Source organism: Methylobacterium sp. ME121 (genome assembly GCF_000974725.1).
Lineage (GTDB): Bacteria > Pseudomonadota > Alphaproteobacteria > Rhizobiales > Beijerinckiaceae > Methylobacterium > Methylobacterium radiotolerans.
This window is the reverse complement of sequence record NZ_BBUX01000017.1, coordinates 59,146-79,857: the sequence shown is the minus strand read 5'-3', so window position 1 is coordinate 79,857 and position 20,712 is coordinate 59,146. Positions and strand designations below refer to the sequence as shown.

The following is a 20,712-nucleotide window of genomic DNA, read 5'->3' as shown; positions in this document are numbered from 1 at the left end:
AGAGGTTTAGACCCGCGTGCTGCTTCCGCCTATAGTGGCCGCGTTCCGAACGGGTCCGGTTCGGCGTGAAGCGTACGGAATGCGCATGGTCCTCGCTCGTCGGCGTCACTCGGAGCGTCCGCTGCTCCTCGGGCTCGCAGCCCTGCTGGGGCTGGCGGGGCTGGCGGCCATCGGCGGTCCGGCCCGCGCGCAATGGGGCGACAGTTACCAGCAGCAGCAGGGCGGCACCTACTACGAGGCACCGCCGCGTCGGCGGCCGCGGGACGCCTATTACCGCGACGACGGGACGTACGGGCGTCAGCCCCGTTACGCGCCGCAGCAGGAGGCGCCGCGCCAGTTCTACTGGCCCTGGGAGGACAGGCCGCAGCCGGTGGCGCCGCAGCCGGAGCGCACCTACCGGGCGCCGCGCCAGCGCAATCCCTACGCGACCGGCGAGGCGCAGCGACCGGCCCCCGCGGTGAAACGGCGGGTCCGTCCGGCCCGGGCACCGACGCCGCCGAAACCCGCGGTCGCCAAGACCGAGCCGAACGTCCAGATCGCCGTCTTCGGTGATTCCCTGGCCGACCACCTCGCCAAGGGCCTCGACGACGTGTTCGAGGACAATGCCGACGTCGCCGTGATCGACCGCGCGAAGGGCGACAGCGGTCTGGTGCGCAAGGACGTCGTCGACTGGCCGAAGGTCGCGCAAGACTACCTCCAGAGCAACGGGAAGGTGCGCTACGCCCTGGTGATGATGGGCGCGAACGACCGACAGCCGATCCGCGAGGGCGACGAGACGGCCGAGCCTCTCACGGACCGCTGGCGCGCGCTCTACCGCGCGCGGGTGGAGGCGCTCGTGAAGGTCTTCACCGACCGCAAGATCCCGCTGATCTGGGTCGGGTTGCCGCCCGTCCAGAGCGAGACGCTCAGCCGGGATCTCGCGTCCCTGAACGACATTGTCCGCGACACCGTCGGCAAGGCCGGCGGGACCTACGTCGACATCTGGCCGGGCTTCGTCGACGACCGGGACCGGTACGCCGCGTCGGGCCCGGATCCGGAGGGCCAGATCGCCAAGCTCCGCACCGCGGACGGCGTGCATTTCACCAAAGCGGGCGACCGGAAGCTCGCCCACTTCGCCGATGTCGAGCTGAAGCGGCTGATGGGCGCGGTGCCGGGCACGACCGAGCCGTCGCCGACCGCGACCGTGGCGCCGACCGCGCCGTCCTCGACCCCCGGGCCCAGCCTCGACGGCACCGCGCCGGCCACCGACACCGCGGCGATCGATCGTCAGATCACCGCGATGCTGCCGAGCCTGCCCGAGCCGCCCGGCGTGCCGGCGCTTCCGGTGAAGCCCGCGGCCGGCCCCGTGGTGCCGCTGAGCCGGAGCGAGGTGTCGCCCGGCGGCGCGCTGCTCAACGGACGGCCGCGCGACCCCGACAATTCCGGGACCGTGGAGCGGACGCTGCTGCGCGGCAACGCACCGATGCCGCAGCCCGGCCGCGCCGACGATTTCCGCTGGCCGCCCGGCTAAGCCGGGTGGATCCTCCGTGCGCCCTCAGCGCGGCAGGACGCTGGCGCCCATCAGGGTCTCGTCGATGGCGCGCGCCGCCTGACGTCCCTCGCGGATTGCCCAGACCACCAGGGACTGGCCGCGCCGCATATCGCCCGCGGCCCAAATCTTCGCGTCCGAGGTGCGGTAGTCCTCCTCGTTCGCCTCGACATTGCCGCGCTTGCTGACGCCGATCCCGGATTGCTCGAGGAGCCCCTTCTGCACCGAGCCGGCGAAGCCGATCGCCATGAAGACGAGGTCGGCGGGCAGCACAAACTCTGTCCCGGCGATCGGCTGGCGCTTGGCATCGACCCGGGCGCAGACCACGCCGGTGAGCTGGCCCTTCTTGTTGCCCTCGAGCCGCAGGGTCGCGGCCTGGAACTCGCGCTCCGCACCCTCGGCCTGGCTCGACGAGGTCCGCATCTTGGTCGGCCAGTAGGGCCACACGGTGAGCTTGTCCTCCCGCTCGGGCGGGCGCGGGCGGATGTCGAGCTGCGTCACCGACAGCGCCCCCTGGCGGAAGGCGGTGCCGACGCAGTCGGAGGCGGTGTCGCCGCCGCCGATGACGACCACGTTCTTGCCCGAGGCCAGGATCGGCTGCTCGCCGTTGCCGCGCATCGGCTCGGCGCTCACGCGCCGATTGGACTGGACGAGGTAGGGCATCGCGTAGTGCACGCCCTCGAGGTCCTGGCCGGGCAGCTGCGGGTTGCGGGGATCCTCGGCGCCGCCGCAGAACATCACGGCGTCGAACTCGGCCTTGAGCTCGTCCACCGACTTCGTCACGCCGATGTTCTGGTTGTAGTGGAAGACGACGCCCTCGGCCTCCATCTGGCGCACGCGCCGGTCGATGTGGCGCTTCTCCATCTTGAAGTCCGGGATGCCGTAGCGGAGCAGGCCGCCCGCCTTCGGCTCGCGCTCGAACACGTGGACGTCGTGCCCGGCACGGGCGAGCTGCTGGGCCGCCGCCATCCCGGCGGGGCCGGAGCCCACGATCGCGACGCGCTTGCCGGTGCGGGCCTGCGCCGGCTCGGGCTTCACCCAGCCCATGTTCCACGCCCGGTCGGCGATCGCCTGCTCGATCGTCTTGATGGCGACCGGCTGGTTCTCGAGGTTCAGCGTGCAGGCCTCCTCGCAGGGCGCGGGGCAGACGCGGCCGGTAAACTCCGGGAAATTGTTCGTGGAGTGGAGGTTGCGGGACGCCTCCTCCCAATCCGACTGGAACACGAGGTCGTTCCAGTCCGGGATCTGGTTGTGGACCGGGCAGCCCGTCGGCCCGTGGCAGAACGGGATGCCGCAATCCATGCAGCGGGCGGCCTGTTTCGTCAGGTCGTGCTCATCGAGCGGCAGCGTGAACTCGCGGAAGTGCCGGACCCGGTCGGCAGCGAGCTGGTACTTCTGCTCCTGCCGGTCGAACTCGAGGAAGCCTGTGATCTTGCCCATTGGTCAGCCCCTGGGCCGGCCAGTCTCTGACTGCGCTGCCCGCGTCGTCGTCTCGTGTCAGTGCGTGACCGGGCGGCAGACCGCCCGGTCTGAGGAAGCTGCCTACTCGGCGGCCACCGGCATCCGCGCCATCTCCATCTCGCGCAGGGCCCGGCGGTACTCCACCGGCATCACCTTCACGAACTTGGTGCGGTAGCCGCTCCAGTCGTCGAGGATCGCCTTGGCGCGGGGGCTGCCCGTATACTTGAGATGGTTGGTGATGAGCTGCGTCAGCCGCTCCTCGTCGTGACCGGACATGTCGGCCAGGATGTCGACCCGCCCCTTGGTCTCCAGATCGCCGTCCTGGTGGAAGCGACGCATCAGGTCGTCCTCCTCCTCGACCGGCTCCAAGTCGACCATCGACAGGTTGCAGCGCGCCGAGAACGAGCCGTCCTCGTCGAGCACGTAGGCGATGCCGCCGGACATGCCGGCCGCGAAGTTGCGCCCGGTCTCGCCGATCGACACGACCACGCCGCCGGTCATGTACTCGCAGCCGTGATCGCCCATGCCCTCGACCACCGTGATGGCGCCCGAATTGCGCACCGCGAAGCGCTCGCCCGCGGAGCCGCGGATGTAGCACTCGCCGGCGATCGCCCCGTACAGCACGGTGTTGCCGACCATGATGGTCCGGTCCTGCGGCGACTTCAGCGCGTCGCTCGGCCGGATGATCAGCTTGCCGCCCGACAGGCCCTTGCCGACGTAGTCGTTGCCGTGACCGGTCAGCTCGACGGTCACGCCGGCAGCGACCCACGCGCCGAAGCTCTGGCCTGCCGTGCCGGCGAGCCTCACCACGATCGTGTCGTCGGGCAGGCCCTCGTGGCCGTGCGCCTTCGCCACCGCGCCGGAGAGCATCGCGCCCGCGGCCCGGTCCGAGTTCCGGATGGTGTCGGTGATCACCACCGGCTCACCGGTCTCGATGGCGCGCTGCGCCTTCTCGATCAGGCGCCGGTCGAGGACCGTGTCGATCGGGTGGTGCTGCACCTCCACGTGGCGGATCGCCGTGCCCTCGGCCACCTTGGGCCGGTGGAACAGCTTCGTGAAGTCGAGCCCGCGCGCCTTCCAGTGGGCGATGGCCTCGACCTTGTCGAGCACGTCGGAGCGGCCGACCGCCTCCTCCAGCTTCGTGAAGCCGAGCGACGCCAGGATCTCCCGCACCTCCTCGGCCACGAAGAAGAAGTAGTTCACCACGTGCTCGGGCGTGCCCTTGAAGCGCTTGCGCAGCACCGGATCCTGGGTGGCGACGCCCACCGGGCAGGTGTTCAGGTGGCACTTGCGCATCATGATGCAGCCGGCGGCGATCAGCGGCGCCGTCGAGAAGCCCATCTGGTCGGCGCCGAGCAGCGCCGCGATCATCACGTCGCGCCCGGTCCGGATGCCGCCGTCGGCCTGGAGGGCGACGCGGCCGCGCAGGCCGTTGAGCACCAGTGTCTGCTGGGTCTCAGCCAGCCCGGTCTCCCAGGGACCGCCCGCGTGCTTGAGGGAGGTCAGCGGCGCCGCGCCGGTGCCGCCGTCGAAGCCCGAGATCGTGATGTGGTCGGCGCGCGCCTTGGCGACGCCGGCCGCGACCGTGCCGACGCCGACCTCGGAGACGAGCTTCACCGACACGTCCGCCGACGGGTTCACGTTCTTCAGGTCGAAGATCAGCTGGGCCAGATCCTCGATCGAGTAGATGTCGTGGTGCGGCGGCGGGGAGATCAGGCCGACGCCCGGGGTCGCGTAGCGGACCTTGGCGATCTTGGCGTCGACCTTGTGGCCGGGCAGCTGACCGCCCTCGCCGGGCTTGGCGCCCTGCGCGACCTTGATCTGCATCATGTCGGAATTGACGAGGTATTCCGTCGTGACGCCGAACCGCCCGGAGGCGACCTGCTTGATCGACGACCGGCGCGAGCGCCCGTCCGGCAGGGGCTTGAACCGCTCGACCTCCTCGCCGCCCTCGCCCGAGTTCGAGCGGCCGCCGAAGGAGTTGAGCGCGATGGCGAGCGTCTCGTGCGCCTCCTTGGAGATGGAGCCGTACGACATGGCGCCCGTGGCGAAGCGCTTGACGATCTCGGAGGCCGGCTCGACCGCGTCCAGCGGGACCGGCGCGCGGCCGATCTCGGTGGCGGACTTGATCCGGAACAGGCCGCGCAGCGTCTTCAGCTGGTGCTCCTGGCGGTTCACCAGCTCGGCGTATTCCCGGTAGCGCTCCGGCACGTTGAGGCGCACGGCGTGCTGCAGCGTCGCCACCGTGTCGGGCGTCCAAGTGTGGGTCTCGCCGCGCAGGCGGTAGGCGTACTCGCCGCCGACATCGAGGGCGTTGCGGTAGACCGGCGCGTCGCCGAAGGCGTCTCGGTGACGGCGCGCGGTCTCCTCCGCGATCTCCGCCATGCCGACGCCCTCGATGGTCGTGGCCGTGCCGAAGAAGTCGCGGCCGACGAAGGTCGAGTTCAGGCCGACCGCGTCGAAGATCTGCGCGCCACAGTAGGACTGGTAGGTGGAGATGCCCATCTTGGACATCACCTTCAGCAGGCCCTTATCGATCGCCTTGATGTAGCGGTAGATGATCTCGTCGTCGGTGAGGTCCGGCGGGAACTCGTCCTTCATGTCGAGCAGCGTCTCGAAGGCGAGGTACGGGTTGACCGCCTCGGCGCCGTAGCCGGCGAGGCACGCGAAGTGGTGCACCTCGCGCGGCTCGCCGGACTCGACCACGAGGCCGACCGAGGTCCGAAGTCCCTTGCGGATCAGGTAGTTATGCACGGAGGCCGTGGCCAGCAGCGCCGGGATCGGGATCCGGTCCGGCCCGACCGCCCGGTCGGTGAGCACGATGATGTTGTAGCCGCCGCGCACCGCCGCCTCGGCGCGGTCGCAGAGCCGGTCAAGCGCCCCGTCCATGGCCGCCGCGCCGGTCTCGGCCGGGTAGGTCATGTCGAGTGTCTTGGTGTCGAACCGGTCCTCGAAATGCCCGATCGAGCGGATCTTCTCCAGATCCGCGTTGGTCAGGATCGGCTGGCGGACCTCCAGGCGCTTGCGCCGGGACGCGCCCTCCATGTCGAGCAGGTTCGGCCGCGGCCCGATGAACGAGACGAGGCTCATGACGGCCTCCTCGCGGATCGGGTCGATCGGCGGGTTCGTGACCTGCGCGAAGTTCTGCTTGAAGTAGGTGTAGAGGAGCTTCGACTTCTCGGAGAGCGCCGAGAGCGGCGTGTCCGTGCCCATCGAGCCGACCGCCTCCTGGCCGGTGACGGCCATGGGCTGCATGAGCAGCTTGAGGTCTTCCTGCGTGTAGCCGAAGGCCTGCTGGCGATCGAGCAGGCTGACGTCGCCCCGCGACTCGCGCGGCTGCACTGGGCGCAGATCCTCCAGCACGATCTGGGTGTTCTTCACCCAGTCGGCGTAGGGGTGCGCGGCGGCCAGCTCGCCCTTGATCTCCTCGTCGGAGACGATGCGGCCCTTCTGGAGGTCGATCAGCAGCATGCGGCCCGGCTGGAGGCGCCAGGACTGGACGATCTTCTCGTCCGGGATCGGCAGGGTGCCCATCTCGGAAGCGAGCACCACGAGGCCGTCGTCGGTCACGATGTACCGCGCCGGGCGCAGGCCGTTGCGGTCCAGGGTCGCGCCGATCTGGCGGCCGTCCGTGAAGGCCACGGCGGCCGGGCCGTCCCACGGCTCCATCAGGGCAGCGTGATACTCGTAGAAGGCGCGCCGTTCCTCGCTCATCAGCGGGTTGCCGGCCCAGGCCTCCGGGATGAGCATCATCATCGCGTGGGCGAGCGGGTAGCCGCCCTGCACGAGGAACTCGAGGGCGTTGTCGAAGCAGGCGGTGTCGGACTGGCCCTCGTACGAGATCGGCCACAGCTTCGAGATGTCGTTGCCGAACAGGTCGGAATCGACGCTCGCCTGGCGGGCCGCCATCCAGTTGACGTTGCCGCGCAGCGTGTTGATCTCGCCGTTATGCGCGACCATCCGGTACGGGTGCGAGAGCCGCCACGTCGGGAACGTGTTGGTGGCGAAGCGCTGGTGAACGAGGGCGATCGCCGAGACGAAGCGGTCGTCCTTCAGGTCGAGGAAGTAGCCGCCGAGCTGCGTGACCAGCACCATGCCCTTGTAGACGATGGTCCGAGTCGACACGGAGACCGGGTAGAACTCCTTCACCCGCGGGTCGTCGAGGCCGTAGACCTTGTTGGAGATCACCTTGCGGGCGACGTAGACCCGGCGCTCGAACGCGTCCTGGTCGGTGACCGAGGCGGGCCGGCCGATGAACACCTGACGGTGATGCGGTTCGGTGGCCTTCACGGCGTCGCCGAGATCCTCCGGGTCCACCGGCACGTCGCGCCAGCCGAGGAGCGGAAGGCCCTCGGCGGCCAGGGCCGATTCGACGATCTCCTGGATGATCGCCCGGGGCTCCTCCGCCTTCGGCATGAAGAACTGCCCGATGGCGTACGAGCCCGCGGGCGGAAGCTCGAAGCCGAGACGCGAGCACTCCTCCGCGAAGAAGCCGTGCGGGATCTGCGTGAGGATGCCGCAGCCGTCACCCATCTTGGGATCGGCGCCCACCGCGCCGCGGTGATCGAGGTTCTCCAGGATCTTCAGACCCTGCTCGACGATCGCGTGGGTGCGGCGGTCGTGCATATCGGCGATGAAGCCGACACCGCAGGCGTCGCGCTCGTGAGCCGGATCGTAGGAACCCTGGGCTTTCGGAAGGGCGGGGTCGCGCACGATGAGCGGCATGGCGCCGCCACGGGGGGCGGCAGCCTGGGCCGTGAACGCAGCAAACTCGTCGGCGGGTCTGCGTTGTGACATGCTTCGTCTCGTCCTTCCCTCGAACCCGTCCGCAGCCAAGAACCCGCGAGCATGTTTCATGCCCGCAAGCCGTCGGCGCCCCGCGCTCGGCCTCTTGCCGCAGGCCATCCGGCCGGTCCCGGAGGACCCGTCCGTCGGCTCGCGTTCATCGAGGACCCGGACCGCTCGAGGAGCGGCGCGCTGGCGCGCCCGTGTCCGTCTACCGTTCTCTCTCGCCCGCGCGCGAGACGGCGACGGCCGGGATGCACGGCCGATGGGACAGTTGTGCTGTCCTAAGTCGCGAAACTGCCAGATTGAAATGTTTTCAGCAAGAGACAGCTGACGGGCACGGTGTCGCCGCTCTGGATGACGGGTCGCGGCACGCATCGCGCCTCCGCAATCTCGCCCGAATCGCGGGGTCTACCGGGCAGGCCGAGCACAAGCGGCATGCGGGGCAACGACCTCGCCGGCATGGTCGAGGTCCGGGTCCACCGGCCCGGACCATGCCGGAACCGGACACTCTGCCGGGTCTCCAAACCCAGAACGCACAAGAGTGACGATGACGAGCAGAGTCGCTGCGCGCCTTCAATCCCCGATGATCAGAACGCTTCGCGCCGGCTTCATGTCGGTGCTCGCTCTCGTGGGAGTGAGCGCCGGCGCGCGCGCGCAGTTCGCCTTCGAGGACGAAGTCCTTCCGCCGCGCGTCGTGGCCTGGCGCCTCGCCGACCGCGGGTTCAGCGGCCTGAGCCGTCCGCGCTTCGACGGGCGGGTCTACGTGGTCGACGCCGTCGGTCCCGCCGGCGCGCCCGTCCGGCTGTTCGTCGATCCCATGACGGGTGCAATCGTGGGCCGCCGCCCGATCGGCGCGCCCGAGACGGTCGCGCGGCTGGAGCGGCCCGCACCGGGATTCGGCTGGACCGAGGACGAGGTGGTGCCCCGTCGCGCGATGCGCCCCGTCCCCTCCGAGGACGGCCCGGTGGCGCGGCCGCAGCGCCGGCCGGCCGGCGAGGCGATGCGGCCTGACGCCAACCCGGAAGGCGTGAATCCCGACAATGTCGGCCGGACCGCTCCGCCGAAGCGGGTCGCGCGCGGGGCGCTCGCCAGGACCCCGGAGTTGAAGCCGCCGCCCCGAACCTCCCCCCAGGCGCCGGCCCCCAAGCTCGCGCCGGCAGATGCGGCCAAGGCGGATCCGAATGCCGGGCCGGCGCCCGAGACCAAGGCGGCGTCGATCGAGAAGACGCCCGCCGCGGCTCCCGCGCCACCGTCCGCCACGCCGTCGAAGCCGGCCGACGCCGCCGTGGCAGGGGCGCCCAAGCCGGCCGCGAAGGATTGGAAGGACCCGCCCACCGACAAGAAGCCGGTCCGGGTGATCGGGGGCGCGACCGTTGTCCCGGGCCAGGCCGAGTAGTCTCGGAGACCGAGGCGAGCGCGTCACGCGCCGTCGGTCAGCCGCTCGGCGCCCGTGAACACCGTGACCGTGTCGGCCCGCGCGATGGCGCAGAGCGTCATGCCGTAGGAGCGGGCGCGCTCCAGGGCCAGGGACGTCGGCGCCGAGATGGCGACGATGACGGCCGCCCCGAGGCGCGCGGCCTTCTCGACCATCTCGAACGAGCAGCGGCTGGTGATGACCAGGAACCCGGCATCCACGGCCGTGTCCGTCCGCATCAGGGCGCCGATCAGCTTGTCCAGGGCGTTGTGGCGGCCGACATCCTCGCGGACCGCGGCGAGGCCGCCGTCGAGGCGAGCCCAGGCCGCGGCGTGGACCGCGCGGGTCTCCGCGCCGAGCCGCTGCGCGCTGTCGAGGTCCGCCAGGGCGCGCGCGATGGCCGACAGCGCGACCCGGACCTCGGAGGCCGCCCGGCCTCCGGCCCGCGGCAGCTGCGCCAGATCCTCGATGCCGCAGACCCCACAGCCGGTCCGGCCGCTGATGGCGCGCTTGCGCGCCAGATGCTCGCGGAGCCGTCCCGGCGCGAGATCGACGTGGAGGCGAAGGCCGTCCGGCCCGGCCTCCACCCGGGTCGCGCGGATCTCCTCCGCGCTGTCCACGATGCCCTCCGTCAGGCTGAAGCCGTAGGCGAAATCCTCGAGGTCAGCGGGCGTCGCCATCATCACGGCGTGCGGCACGCTGCCGTAGACGAGGTTGACCGGCGCTTCGACGGCGAGCGGCCGCGTGCCCGATCTCGGCGCCGAACCCGTATAGGGCATCACCTGCATGGGCGCCGGCACCGCGCAGGGCAGAGGACCGGACGTGAGGCTGCCGGTTTGCGTGGACATCGTGGACTCCGCAGGCGTGACACGAACGCGTCGCGACGCTTCATCCCCGGCGCGACGCGACGGGGAACAATTTTGCCGCCCCCTAGTGCGCCGACGCCACGAGGCGCCGTCAACTGGCTGGAAAGCGCGCGATGCGACGCTTGTGCGGTTGCACGTGGCCGGCCCTTGTGGTCTGAAGCGCCGGTCGGATAATGCCGGGTAACACAACCGGTACTCCGTCACGTCGGTACAATCCCGCACGCGGTCAAGACGGGAAGGTCCGGCGGCAGCCAGATAGTTCAGGGGAGCCACGAGAGGCAGATGCGGACGGTGCGGACGATCAACCGGTCACTCTGGAGCCTCGCCGCTCTCGGCGCCCTGCTCTTCCCGATATCCGGCGCGCAGGCCGCGGGCTTCGGTCAGCCCGTGCCGTGGGAGATGGACCGGCAGATCCCGGTCACCGAGAACGCGCGCGACATCCTGAACTTCGAGATCGGACTGCACTGGCTGTCCCTCGCCATCTCGGTCTTCGTCCTCGGACTCATCCTCTGGTGCGTCTACCGCTTCGGCGAGAAGCGGAACCCGACGCCCTCGCGGACCACGCACAACACCGCCATCGAGATCGCCTGGACGATCGTGCCGGTGCTGATCCTGGTCGCCGTGGCGATCCCGTCCTTCCGCCTGCTGCGCACGCAGCTCTCGGATCCGAAGGCCGACATGATCGTCAAGGTCATCGGCCATGCCTGGTACTGGTCGTACGAGTACCCGCAGACGGAGGCCGGCGGCGGCTTCACGTTCGATGCCAACCTCGACGAGGACAAGCAGCCGCGCCTGCTCCAGACCGACAACGAGATGGTCGTTCCGGTCAACAAGATCGTGAAGATCCAGGTCACCGCCGCCGACGTGCTGCATTCCTGGGCGATGCCGGCCTTCGGCTTCAAGATCGACGCCGTCCCCGGCCGGCTGAACCAGATGTGGTTCAAGGCCGACAAGGAGGGCACGTTCCACGGCCAGTGCTCGGAGCTGTGCGGACAGCGCCACGCCTACATGCCGATCGTGGTTCGCGTGGTCAGCGAGCAGGCTTACGCCGACTGGCTGAAGGAGGCGAAGACCAAGTACGCCCGCATCGACACCGGCACGAGCGTCGCCGAGGCGCGCTGAGCCCCGGCTGACCGACCCGAACCCATCAGATCCACAAGGCATCCGAATCCATGGCTACAGCCGCAGCCCATGCAGAGGCCCACGAGGTCCACGACCATAAGCCGTCGTTCTTCGCCCGCTGGTTCCTGTCGACGAACCACAAGGACATCGGCACGCTCTACCTGCTCTTCGCCTTCTGCGCCGGCATGATCGGCGCGTTCCTCTCCTTCGGCATCCGGATGGAGATGGAGGCGCCCGGCCTGCAGTACTTCTCGAATCCCGCGACCTACAACGTCTTCGTCACGGGCCACGGGCTCATCATGGTGTTCTTCATGGTGATGCCGGCGCTGATCGGCGGCTTCGGCAACTGGTTCGTGCCCCTCATGATCGGCGCGCCCGACATGGCGTTCCCGCGCATGAACAACATCTCGTTCTGGCTCACGGTCGCGGGTTTCTGCTCGCTGCTCTGCTCGCTGTTCGTCGAGGGCGCTCCCGGCGCGTCCGGCGCCGGCACCGGCTGGACCGTCTACCCGCCGCTCTCGACCGCCGGCCATCCCGGCCCGGCCGTCGACTTCGCCATCTTCGCCCTGCACCTGTCGGGCGCGGGCTCGATCCTCGGCGCGATCAACTTCATCACGACCATCCTGAACATGCGCGCCCCGGGCATGACGCTGCACAAGATGCCGCTCTTCGCCTGGGCCGAGCTGGTGACCGCGTTCCTCCTGCTGCTGTCGCTGCCGGTGCTCGCGGGCGCCATCACGATGCTGCTGACCGACCGCAATTTCGGAACGACCTTCTTCGATCCGGCCGGCGGCGGTGACCCGATCCTGTACCAGCACCTGTTCTGGTTCTTCGGTCACCCCGAAGTGTACATCATGATCCTGCCGGCCTTCGGCATCGTGTCGCACATCATCGCTACCTTCTCGCGCAAGCCGGTCTTCGGCTACCTCGCGATGGCCTACGCCATGGTGGCGATCGGCGTGGTCGGCTTCGTCGTGTGGGCCCACCACATGTACACCGTCGGTCTGTCGCTGCAGACGCAGTCCTACTTCGTGTTCGCCACGATGGTGATCGCCGTCCCGACCGGCGTGAAGATCTTCTCGTGGATCGCCACCATGTGGGGCGGCTCCATCCGCTTCACCGCCGCGATGCACTGGGCGGTGGGCTTTATCTTCCTCTTCACGGTCGGCGGCGTCACCGGCGTCGTGCTCGCCAACTCGGCGGTCGATAAGTACCTGCACGACACCTATTACGTGGTGGCGCACTTCCACTACGTCCTGTCTCTCGGCGCCGTGTTCATCATCTTCGCCGGTATCTACTACTGGTTCCCGAAGATGACCGGCCACATCATCCCGGAATGGGCCGGCAAGCTGCACTTCTGGCTGGCCTTCATCGGCGCGAACATCCTGTTCTTCCCGATGCACTTCCTCGGACTGGCCGGCATGCCGCGCCGCTACGCCGACTACCCGGACGCCTTCGCCCAGTGGCACAAGGTGTCGACCTACGGCGGCCACATCTTCGGTCTCGGCATGTTCGTGTTCGTGATCGGCGTGGTCCTGGCCTTCCGCTCGAAGGAGCGGGCCGCGGACAACCCGTGGGGTGAAGGCGCCACCACCCTCGAGTGGACGCTCTCCTCGCCGCCCCCGTTCCACCAGTTCGAGACGCTGCCCCGCATCGTCGACGAGCCCGGCGCGCACTGATAGACACCCCGCGAGGGCCGCATCCGCGGCCCTCGCCCTTACCCGGAGGCCGGTCGGCCGACCTCCCGGCAAGGGCGAGCGATGAGGGCGATCCGCACGGGCCGAGGTAGACTCCCTGGGCCCCGCTCACGCCGATCCTTGGAACACGTCGAATTCGAGACACGACTCGGCCGTGACGCGCGCGGCCGGGCGCCGACACAGCAGCGGCAGACGCGATGACGAGCCTGACGAACACGATCGGACCGGACGTTCCGGGTCCGGCCCTCACGACCGCCGGCGGCGACGTTCCGGACTACTTCGCCCTGCTGAAGCCCCGGGTGATGGTCCTCGTCATCTTCACCGCGCTGGTCGGCATGGTGGTCTCGCAGGGCCACGTGCAGCCGGCCATCGGCGCGATCTCGCTCCTCGCCATCGCGGTCGGAGCCGGGGCGTCCGGCTGCCTGAACATGTGGTGGGACGCCGACATCGATGCGGTCATGAGCCGGACCGCCACCCGGCCGATCCCGTCGGGCCGGATCACCTCGGAGGAGGCGCTGGGCTTCGGGCTGTTCCTGTCGGTCGCCTCGGTGGTCGTGCTCGGGCTCGCCGCCAATCTCCTGGCCGCCGCGCTCCTCGCCTTCACCATCGTGTTCTACGCGGTGGTGTACTCGATGTGGCTGAAGCGGGCGACCGCTCAGAACATCGTCATAGGCGGCGCCGCGGGCGCCCTGCCGCCGGTCATCGGCCAGGCGGTGGTGAGCGGGTCGATCGGCATCGAGTCGCTGATCCTGTTCGCCATCATCTTCATCTGGACCCCGCCGCACTTCTGGGCGCTCGCCCTGATCAAGGCCGACGAGTACGCCCGCGCCGGCATCCCGATGATGCCCAACGTGGCCGGCCCGGCCTCCACCCGCCGCCAGATCGTGTGGTACTCGCTGCTCCTCGCGCCGCTCGGCCTCGTCCCGGTGGCGCTGGGCTTCGGCGGGCTCGTCTACGCTGTGGTCGGCCTGGTGGGCGGCCTCGGCATGGTGGCCTTCAGCATCCGGGTGCTTCGGAACCCGGAGGGCGATGCCGAGCGGCGCGCCGCCATGGGCATGTTCGGCTTCTCGATCCTCTACCTGTTCGCGCTGTTCTCGGCGCTCCTGGCCGAGCAGAGCTTCGGCCTGTTCCGCCCGGTCCTGGGTTGAGCGCCATGGCGGATCCCGAGATCCAGTACCGGCCGCTCACGCCCGAGCAGGAGGCGCGGCGCCGCAAGCGGTCGATCGCGATCGCGCTGGCCCTCGGTGCCTGGGTTCTGCTGTTCTTCGTGCTGACGATCGTCAAGCTCGGACCGCAGATCCTGAGCCGGCCGATCTGAGGCGTTCGCGATGACACTTCCTCCTTCAGGACCGAGCCGGGCCGCGACGCGAACAGCCCTCGCCTGCGCGGGTCTCGCCATCGGCATGGTCGGCCTCGCCTTCGCGTCGGTGCCGCTCTACGACGCCTTCTGCAAGGCAACCGGCTACGACGGCACGCCCCGGCAGGGGCCGGCGCTCTCGGCCTCAGCGGCGCGGACCGACGACAGCATGGTCGTCCACTTCGACACGAACGTCGCGCCGGGCCTGCCCTGGAAGTTCATCCCGGAGGTGAGCAGCGTCGAGGCGAAGCTCGGCGAGACCAAGACGGTCTTCTTCCGTGTGCAGAATACCGGCAGCACGCCCTCGGCGGGGGTCGCCACCTTCAACGTCCAGCCGGGGCTGATGGGCGGCTATTTCGTCAAGATCGCCTGCTTCTGCTTCAACGAGCAGACGCTCCAGCCGGGCGAGACGTTGGACGTGCCGGTGGTCTTCTACGTCGATCCGGCCGTGCGGGACGACTCGAACACCGCGCATCTCTCGGAGATGACGCTATCCTACACGTACTTCGCCTCCAAGAACGGCCAGCCGGTCAAGGCGACGGTGGCGAAATCGTCTTCTCCGGGCACGAAGGGCGATTTCTGATCGCGGCCTCGTGACAACACGGGGCTGCACCGACTAAAGCTGCGGGCAAGCTTGGGTGTGGTGCGTGCCGCGCCCGGCCAAGAGCAAGCAACGAACAGCGTAAGGCCGGGAACGGCGCAGGGCGCGAGGGTGAGGAGCGACGGGACGATGGCCGAGGCGCACGCCAAGAATCACGACTTTCACATCCTGAATCCGAGCCCGTGGCCGTTGCTCGGGGCCTTCTCGGGCTTCCTCATGGCGTTCGGCGCTGTGTTCTGGATGAAGAGCCTCCAGATCGGCACCCTGAGCCCGGGACCCTACATCTTCGGGGCCGGCACGATCGGCGTTCTCTACACCATGTACGCGTGGTGGAAGGACGTCGCGCACGAGGCCAATTCCGGCGACCATACCCGCGTCGTGCAGTTGCACCACCGCTACGGCATGATGATGTTCATCGCCTCCGAGGTGATGTTCTTCGTCGCGTGGTTCTGGGCCTACTTCGAGGCCGCCCTCTACACCGCCGACCCGATCCAGGTCTCGCGCGTGGAGTTCACCGGCGGTGTCTGGCCGCCGAAAGGCATCGAGGCGTTCGATCCCTGGCACCTGCCGCTCCTCAACACGCTGATCCTGCTGACCTCGGGCACCACCGTGACCTGGGCGCACCACGCGCTGATCGAGGGCGACCGCAAGGGCCTGAAGTACGGCCTGTGGCTGACCATCATCCTCGGCGTCCTGTTCACCGCCTGCCAAGCCTACGAGTACAGCCACGCCGAATTCGGCTTCTCGGGCAGCATCTACTCGTCGACCTTCTTCATGGCGACGGGCTTCCACGGCGCCCACGTGATCATCGGCACGATCTTCCTGGCAGTGTGCCTGTTCCGCGCCTACGCGGGCCAGTTCACGCCCCGTCAGCACCTCGGCTTCGAGTTCGCCGCCTGGTACTGGCACTTCGTCGATGTCGTGTGGCTGTTCCTGTTCGCCGCCATCTACGTGTGGGGCTCCGGCGTGTTCCACGGTGGCGGCGCTCACTGAGCGGAACCATCTCGCCGCTGCATGGCGGACCTGCGAAGGGCGGCTCAGGCCGCCCTTCTGCATTTCCGACGCCGCGCGATCCCCATATCGAGGGGGCGGCCCCGACGCGGGGCATGGCGCCCGCGCGGAACAGGTCTGGAGTGTGCCCGTGGACGACCGAACCTATTCGCCGCCGCCGCCGATCCCCACCGGCCTGCGCGGCCGCTGCCCGCGCTGCGGCGAGGGTCATCTGTTCAAGGGCTTCCTGACCCTGCGCCCGTCCTGCGAGGCCTGCGGCCTCGACTACGCGCATTTCGACTCGGCGGACGGGCCAGCCTTCTTCGTCATGTCGATCGTCGGCCTGGTCGTCGTCGGCCTCGCCCTGTGGCTGGAGATCACCTACGAGCCGCCGATCTGGGTCCACGCCCTTGTGGCGCTGACGCTCTCGGTCGGACTCAGCCTGATCCTGGTGCGGCCCCTCAAGGGTCTGCTGATCGCCCTGCAGTTCAGCAACCGGGCCGAGGAAGGGCGCTTCAAGCCGTGACCGCGACCGAACCGCAACGGGCTGCCTGGCGCGACCTCGTCGCGCCGGGACTCGCCTCGCTGATCGCGCTGGCCATCTTGCTGGGCCTCGGAACGTGGCAGCTCGAGCGCAAGGCCTGGAAGGAAGATCTCATCCTCCGGCTCGTCCGTCAGACCCGCGCGGAGCCGGTAGCGCCGCCGGCCGCGGAGTCCTGGGATCCGGCACGCGACGAGTTTCGCCATGTCCGGGTCGCCGGTCAGTTCCTCAACGATCGTGAGACCCTGGTCCACGGATTGGCGCCCGGCGAGACGCCGGGGCGCGCCCTGCAGGGGTACTACGTGCTGACGCCGTTCCGCCGCGAGGATGGCAGCCTCGTGCTGGTCAACCGGGGCTTCGTTCCCACGGAACTGAAGGCGCAGGGCGATCGCCGGGACGGCCTGATCGACGGGCCGACGACGGTCACCGGTATCCTCCGCGCGAGCGAGGCCCGGGGGATGTTCGTGCCGGAGCCGGATCCCGCACGCGGGGAGTGGTTCAACCGGGATATCACCGGCATCGCGGCGGCGCGCGGTCTCGGAACGGTCGAGCCCTACCTGATCGAGGCGGACGCCGTTCCCGGACAGACGACCTGGCCGCGCGGCGGCCAGCTGCGGGTCGACCTGCCGAACAACCACCTGCAATACGCGTTCACGTGGTTCGGCCTCGCCGCCTGCCTGATCGGCGTGTTCTCGGTCTTCGCGTGGCGTCGCCTGCACGATTCGCCCGCGGCGCGCGCCGCCTAGAATAAAGCCGCACGCGCAGGATCTCGGCGAAGAAGAGTCTCGCCGGGATCAGCCCAAAAAAGGCAACCCGTTCCTTTGACCGACGGCCATCGCCCCGGAATACTTTCTGTGTTCTTGAGCGATCGGCCGCGCTCTGCATAGTGTATTCAGTTCGCGGCGATCATCCGAAGACGTCACGGCGCCTGACCGCCGTGCAACTGAGGTAACGCCGGATGACCAGCCATCTCGCCAACTCGGCGGCGCGCGCGCCGATCCGCTTCGCCTACTGGGTGCCCAACGTCTCCGGGGGCCTCGTGATCAGTAAGATCCCCCAGCGCACGAGTTGGGACGCCGCGTACAATCGGAAGCTAGCCCAGATCGCCGAGGAAGCGGGCTTCGATTACGGGCTGACGCAGATCCGGTTCACCGCGGGTTACGGCGCCGAGTACCAGCACGAATCGGTCGCTTTCAGCCACGATCTGCTGGCCGCGACCACCAAGCTCAAGGTGATCGCCGCCCTCCTGCCCGGGCCGTGGCATCCCACTCTCGCCGCCAAGCAGATCGCAACGATCTCACAGCTCACCGAGGGCCGCATCGCGGTGAACATCGTCTCTGGCTGGTTCTCGGGCGAATTTCGGGCGATCGGCGAGCCATGGCTGGACCACGACGAGCGTTACCGCCGGTCTGAGGAGTTCATCCGGAGCCTGCGCGGGATCTGGACGCGGGACAATTTCACCTTCCGCGGCGACTTCTACCGCTACAGCGACTACACGCTGAAACCCAAGCCCGTCGATCCGCTGCCCGAGATCTTCCAGGGCGGCTCGTCGCGCGCCGCGCGCGACATGGCGGCCCGGGTCTCCGACTGGTACTTCACCAACGGCGGCACGCCGGGGACCATCCGCGCCCAAGTGGACGACATCCGCGCCAAGTCGGCCGAGACGGGCAATCATCCGCGGATCGGCGTGAACGCCTTCGTGATCGCCCGCGACACCGAGGAGGAGGCCCGCGCCGTTCTCCAAGAGATCATCGACAACGCCGATCCGGACGCCGTGAAGGCCTTCGGCCACGAGGTGAAGAATGCCGGCAAGGCCTCTCCCGAAGGTGAAGGCAACTGGGCGAAATCGAGCTTCGAGGATCTCGTCCAGTACAACGACGGCTTCAAGACCAATCTGATCGGCACGCCCGACCAGATCGCCGAGCGGATCCTCGCGCTGAAGGATGCCGGTGCCGACCTCGCCCTGCTGGCATTCCTGCATTTCCAGGAGGAGGTCGCGTATTTCGGCGCGCACGTGATCCCGCGGGTCCGCGCCCTCGAGGCCGCCCGCGACCGGCGTGCCGAGGCGGCCTGAGCGCCGCAGACTCGATCGAAACTTGCCTGACCGGAGTGAGCCATGAACATCGCCGTGGATGCGCGCGCACTCGAGCCGGAGCGCCGCCCGGGCGCCCCCGGCCCCGCGCGGCCGCCCTCCCCCGCCCACGTGATCCGTGACGACGCCGAGGCGCTGGCCGCGGCTCACCGGCTCGCGGCCGATTTCCGCGCCGGCGCCTCGGAGCGGGACCGCCACGCCGTGCGGCCGCTGGCGGAGCTCGACGCCTTCTCGCAGAGCGGGCTCTGGTCGATCAACGTGCCGCGAGCCTATGGCGGCCCCGAGGTCTCCTACCGGACCCTCGCGCAGGTGATCGCCATCGTGGCGGCCGCCGATCCGGCCATCGCGCAGATCGCCCAGAACCATCTCGGCATCCTGGCAGCCATCCGGACGGTGTCGGACGAGGCGCAGAAGCACCTGCTGTTCGGCGAGGTGCTGCGCGGCGCGCGCTTCGGGAACGCCTTCTCGGAGCGCGGCACCAAGCGGGCCGCCGATTTCGATACCCGCTTCACCGATCACGGCGACCACGTCGTGGTCCGGGGTCAGAAGTTCTACGCCACGGGCGCCCTCCTCGCGCATCTGGTACCGATCGTCGCCCTCGATGAGGAAGGGCGCGCCTGGTACGCTATCGCCGAGCGGGACGCGCCCGGGCTCACGGTGATCGACGACTGGTCGAGCTTCGGCCAGCGCGGGACCGCGAGCGGGACCGTGCTGATCGACGACGTGCGCGTGCCCAGGACGCATCTCGTGCCCGCCTGGAAGGGCTACGCGGCGCCCAGCGCCGACGGCGCCGTGTTCCAGATCATCCAGGCGGCGGTCGATGCCGGGATCGGCCGCGAGGCCCTCGACGACACCATCGGCTTCGTCCGCGAGAAGGCCCGGCCCTGGATCGACAGCGGGCTGGAGCGGGCCGCCGACGATCCCTACACGATCCAGGCGATCGGCGACCTGACCATCCGGCAGCACGCCGCCGAGGCGCTGCTCGACCGGGCCGGACTCGCCCTCGACGCGGCCGTCGCGCGGCCGGACGCCGAGACGGTCGCGGCGGCGCAGATCGCGGTCGCCGAGGCGAAGGTGCTGACCACCGAGGTCGCCCTGGCGGCGTCGAACAAGCTGTTCGAGCTGTCGGGGACCCGCTCGACTCTGGCCGCCGAGAATCTCGACCGTCACTGGCGGAACGCGCGCACGCACACGCTGCACGACCCGGTCCGCTGGAAATACGCGATCGTCGGCAACCACGCCCTCAACGGCGTGAACCCGCCGCTCCACGCCTGGAGCTGATCGGCGGCCTACAGCACCGGCAATCCCCGCGCCTTGGCCTCCTCGCCGGGCTCGACATGGATGGTCACCACCGCCCCGGGGATCGTCGTCTCCAGGGCGGATTCCAGCCGGTCGCAGATCGCGTGCGAATCCTCGACGGTCATCGCGCCGGGGACGACGAGGTGGAAGTCGATGAAGGTCGCCTGACCGGCAGAGCGCGTGCGCACGTCGTGCGCCTCCAGCGCGCCCTCGCCGTGCTGGGAGATGAGCGACCGGATCTGGCTAACCATCTCGGCCGGGGCGGCCCTGTCCATGAGGCCGTCCACCGACTCCCGAACCATGCGGAAGCCGGACCACAGGATGTTCAGGGCGACCAGCCCGGCCACCACGGGATCGAGGACGGGGTAGCCCGTCAGCACGACGGCGCAGACGCCGGCAAGCACGCCGCAGGACGTGACCACGTCGGCGAAGACGTGGCGCGCGTCTGCGATCAGGGCCGGCGACCGCCACCGCCGGCCCCAGCGCATCAGCGCCGCCGCCCAGACCGCGTTGACGATCCCGGCCGCGAAGTTGATCGCGAGGCCGATCGCGGGCGCGTCGAGGGGCTTCGGGGCGAGCAGGCCGAAATAGGATTCGCGCAGGATCAGCAGCGCCGCCACCACGATCAGCGCGCCCTCGATCACCGCCGAGAAGAACTCGGCCTTGTGGTGACCGTAGGGGTGGTCCTCGTCGGCCGGTCGCGCGGCGACCTTCAGGGCCACGAAGGCGCCCACCGCGGCGACCACGTTGATGATGCTCTCCAGCGCGTCGGAGTAGAGGGCGAGGCTGCCGGTGAGCCACGCTGCGTAGAACTTCATCGCCGTGACGGCGAGGCCGATGCCCGCGCTGAAGAGGGCAGCTTTCTGGGTGCGGTCCATGGTTCGCGCCGTTGGGGTGTCGCCGCGCCCATACGGCACCGGCCATGGGCAAGGCCACGGCAAAGGTTCGACGCCGTC

16 protein-coding genes are annotated in these 20,712 nt (G+C 69.4%); 12 read left to right on the top strand and 4 right to left on the bottom strand.

The features are described 5' to 3' along the window. The first annotated feature begins 79 nt into the window (after positions 1-79). Positions 80-1,510: an SGNH/GDSL hydrolase family protein gene (locus ME121_RS13685; RefSeq protein ID WP_029359140.1), complete on the top strand. Its 1,431-nt coding sequence runs from the start codon at positions 80-82 to the stop codon at positions 1,508-1,510. Positions 1,511-1,534: 24 nt separating this feature from the next. On the opposite strand, the gene ME121_RS13680 is transcribed toward ME121_RS13685, so the two are convergent. Both ME121_RS13680 and gltB read right to left on the bottom strand, forming a co-directional pair. Beyond that, on the bottom strand, positions 1,535-2,968 hold the full coding sequence (locus ME121_RS13680; RefSeq protein ID WP_012317065.1) for a glutamate synthase subunit beta: 1,434 nt from the start codon (positions 2,966-2,968) through the stop codon (positions 1,535-1,537). A gap of 102 nt (positions 2,969-3,070) precedes the next feature. Further along, a complete protein-coding gene (gene gltB, locus ME121_RS13675) occupies positions 3,071-7,786 on the bottom strand; it encodes a glutamate synthase large subunit (protein WP_059409008.1) in 4,716 nt (1,571 codons plus the stop codon). A 574-nt stretch (positions 7,787-8,360) separates the two neighbouring features. Here gltB and ME121_RS13670 point away from each other — a divergent pair. Continuing rightward, on the top strand, positions 8,361-9,173 hold the full coding sequence (locus ME121_RS13670) for a hypothetical protein (RefSeq protein ID WP_059409007.1): 813 nt from the start codon (positions 8,361-8,363) through the stop codon (positions 9,171-9,173). Between the two features lie 23 nt (positions 9,174-9,196). Here the strand turns inward: ME121_RS13670 and fdhD are convergent, their stop codons facing one another. Continuing rightward, complete coding sequence (gene fdhD, locus ME121_RS13665; RefSeq protein WP_244632920.1) at positions 9,197-9,970, bottom strand: formate dehydrogenase accessory sulfurtransferase FdhD; 774 nt, start codon at positions 9,968-9,970, stop codon at positions 9,197-9,199. Positions 9,971-10,339: 369 nt separating this feature from the next. Between fdhD and coxB the strand changes: the two genes are divergently transcribed. From coxB to ME121_RS13615, 10 genes are all read left to right on the top strand, one after another. Continuing rightward, on the top strand, positions 10,340-11,179 hold the full coding sequence (gene coxB, locus ME121_RS13660) for a cytochrome c oxidase subunit II (RefSeq protein ID WP_012317061.1): 840 nt from the start codon (positions 10,340-10,342) through the stop codon (positions 11,177-11,179). 50 nt (positions 11,180-11,229) lie between these two features. Next, positions 11,230-12,858 carry a cytochrome c oxidase subunit I gene (gene ctaD, locus ME121_RS13655; protein ID WP_012317060.1) on the top strand — a complete coding sequence of 543 codons (1,629 nt, stop codon included), beginning with the start codon at positions 11,230-11,232 and terminating at the stop codon, positions 12,856-12,858. A gap of 215 nt (positions 12,859-13,073) precedes the next feature. Next, a complete protein-coding gene (locus ME121_RS13650) occupies positions 13,074-14,024 on the top strand; it encodes a heme o synthase (RefSeq protein WP_059409006.1) in 951 nt (316 codons plus the stop codon). A 5-nt stretch (positions 14,025-14,029) separates the two neighbouring features. Then, a complete protein-coding gene (locus ME121_RS13645) occupies positions 14,030-14,194 on the top strand; it encodes a cytochrome c oxidase system small membrane protein (RefSeq protein WP_012317058.1) in 165 nt (54 codons plus the stop codon). 10 nt (positions 14,195-14,204) lie between these two features. Next, the gene (locus ME121_RS13640; RefSeq protein WP_012317057.1) at positions 14,205-14,816 is read left to right on the top strand and encodes a cytochrome c oxidase assembly protein; all 612 of its coding nucleotides are present in this window, start codon (positions 14,205-14,207) and stop codon (positions 14,814-14,816) included. A 147-nt stretch (positions 14,817-14,963) separates the two neighbouring features. After that, on the top strand, positions 14,964-15,827 hold the full coding sequence (locus tag ME121_RS13635) for a cytochrome c oxidase subunit 3 (protein ID WP_012317056.1): 864 nt from the start codon (positions 14,964-14,966) through the stop codon (positions 15,825-15,827). Between the two features lie 148 nt (positions 15,828-15,975). After that, positions 15,976-16,350 carry a DUF983 domain-containing protein gene (locus ME121_RS13630; protein ID WP_012317055.1) on the top strand — a complete coding sequence of 125 codons (375 nt, stop codon included), beginning with the start codon at positions 15,976-15,978 and terminating at the stop codon, positions 16,348-16,350. Next, entirely contained in the window at positions 16,347-17,111 is a 765-nt protein-coding gene (locus tag ME121_RS13625; RefSeq protein WP_012317054.1) for an SURF1 family protein, read from the top strand. Before ME121_RS13630 ends, ME121_RS13625 begins: the two co-directional genes overlap by 4 nt. Positions 17,112-17,323: 212 nt before the next feature. Continuing rightward, on the top strand, positions 17,324-18,439 hold the full coding sequence (gene sfnG, locus ME121_RS13620) for a dimethylsulfone monooxygenase SfnG (protein WP_059409005.1): 1,116 nt from the start codon (positions 17,324-17,326) through the stop codon (positions 18,437-18,439). 42 nt (positions 18,440-18,481) lie between these two features. Further along, positions 18,482-19,738: an SfnB family sulfur acquisition oxidoreductase gene (locus ME121_RS13615; protein ID WP_029359133.1), complete on the top strand. Its 1,257-nt coding sequence runs from the start codon at positions 18,482-18,484 to the stop codon at positions 19,736-19,738. Positions 19,739-19,746: 8 nt separating this feature from the next. Here the strand turns inward: ME121_RS13615 and ME121_RS13610 are convergent, their stop codons facing one another. Further along, complete coding sequence (locus ME121_RS13610) at positions 19,747-20,634, bottom strand: cation diffusion facilitator family transporter (protein ID WP_012317051.1); 888 nt, start codon at positions 20,632-20,634, stop codon at positions 19,747-19,749. Positions 20,635-20,712: the final 78 nt, after the last annotated feature.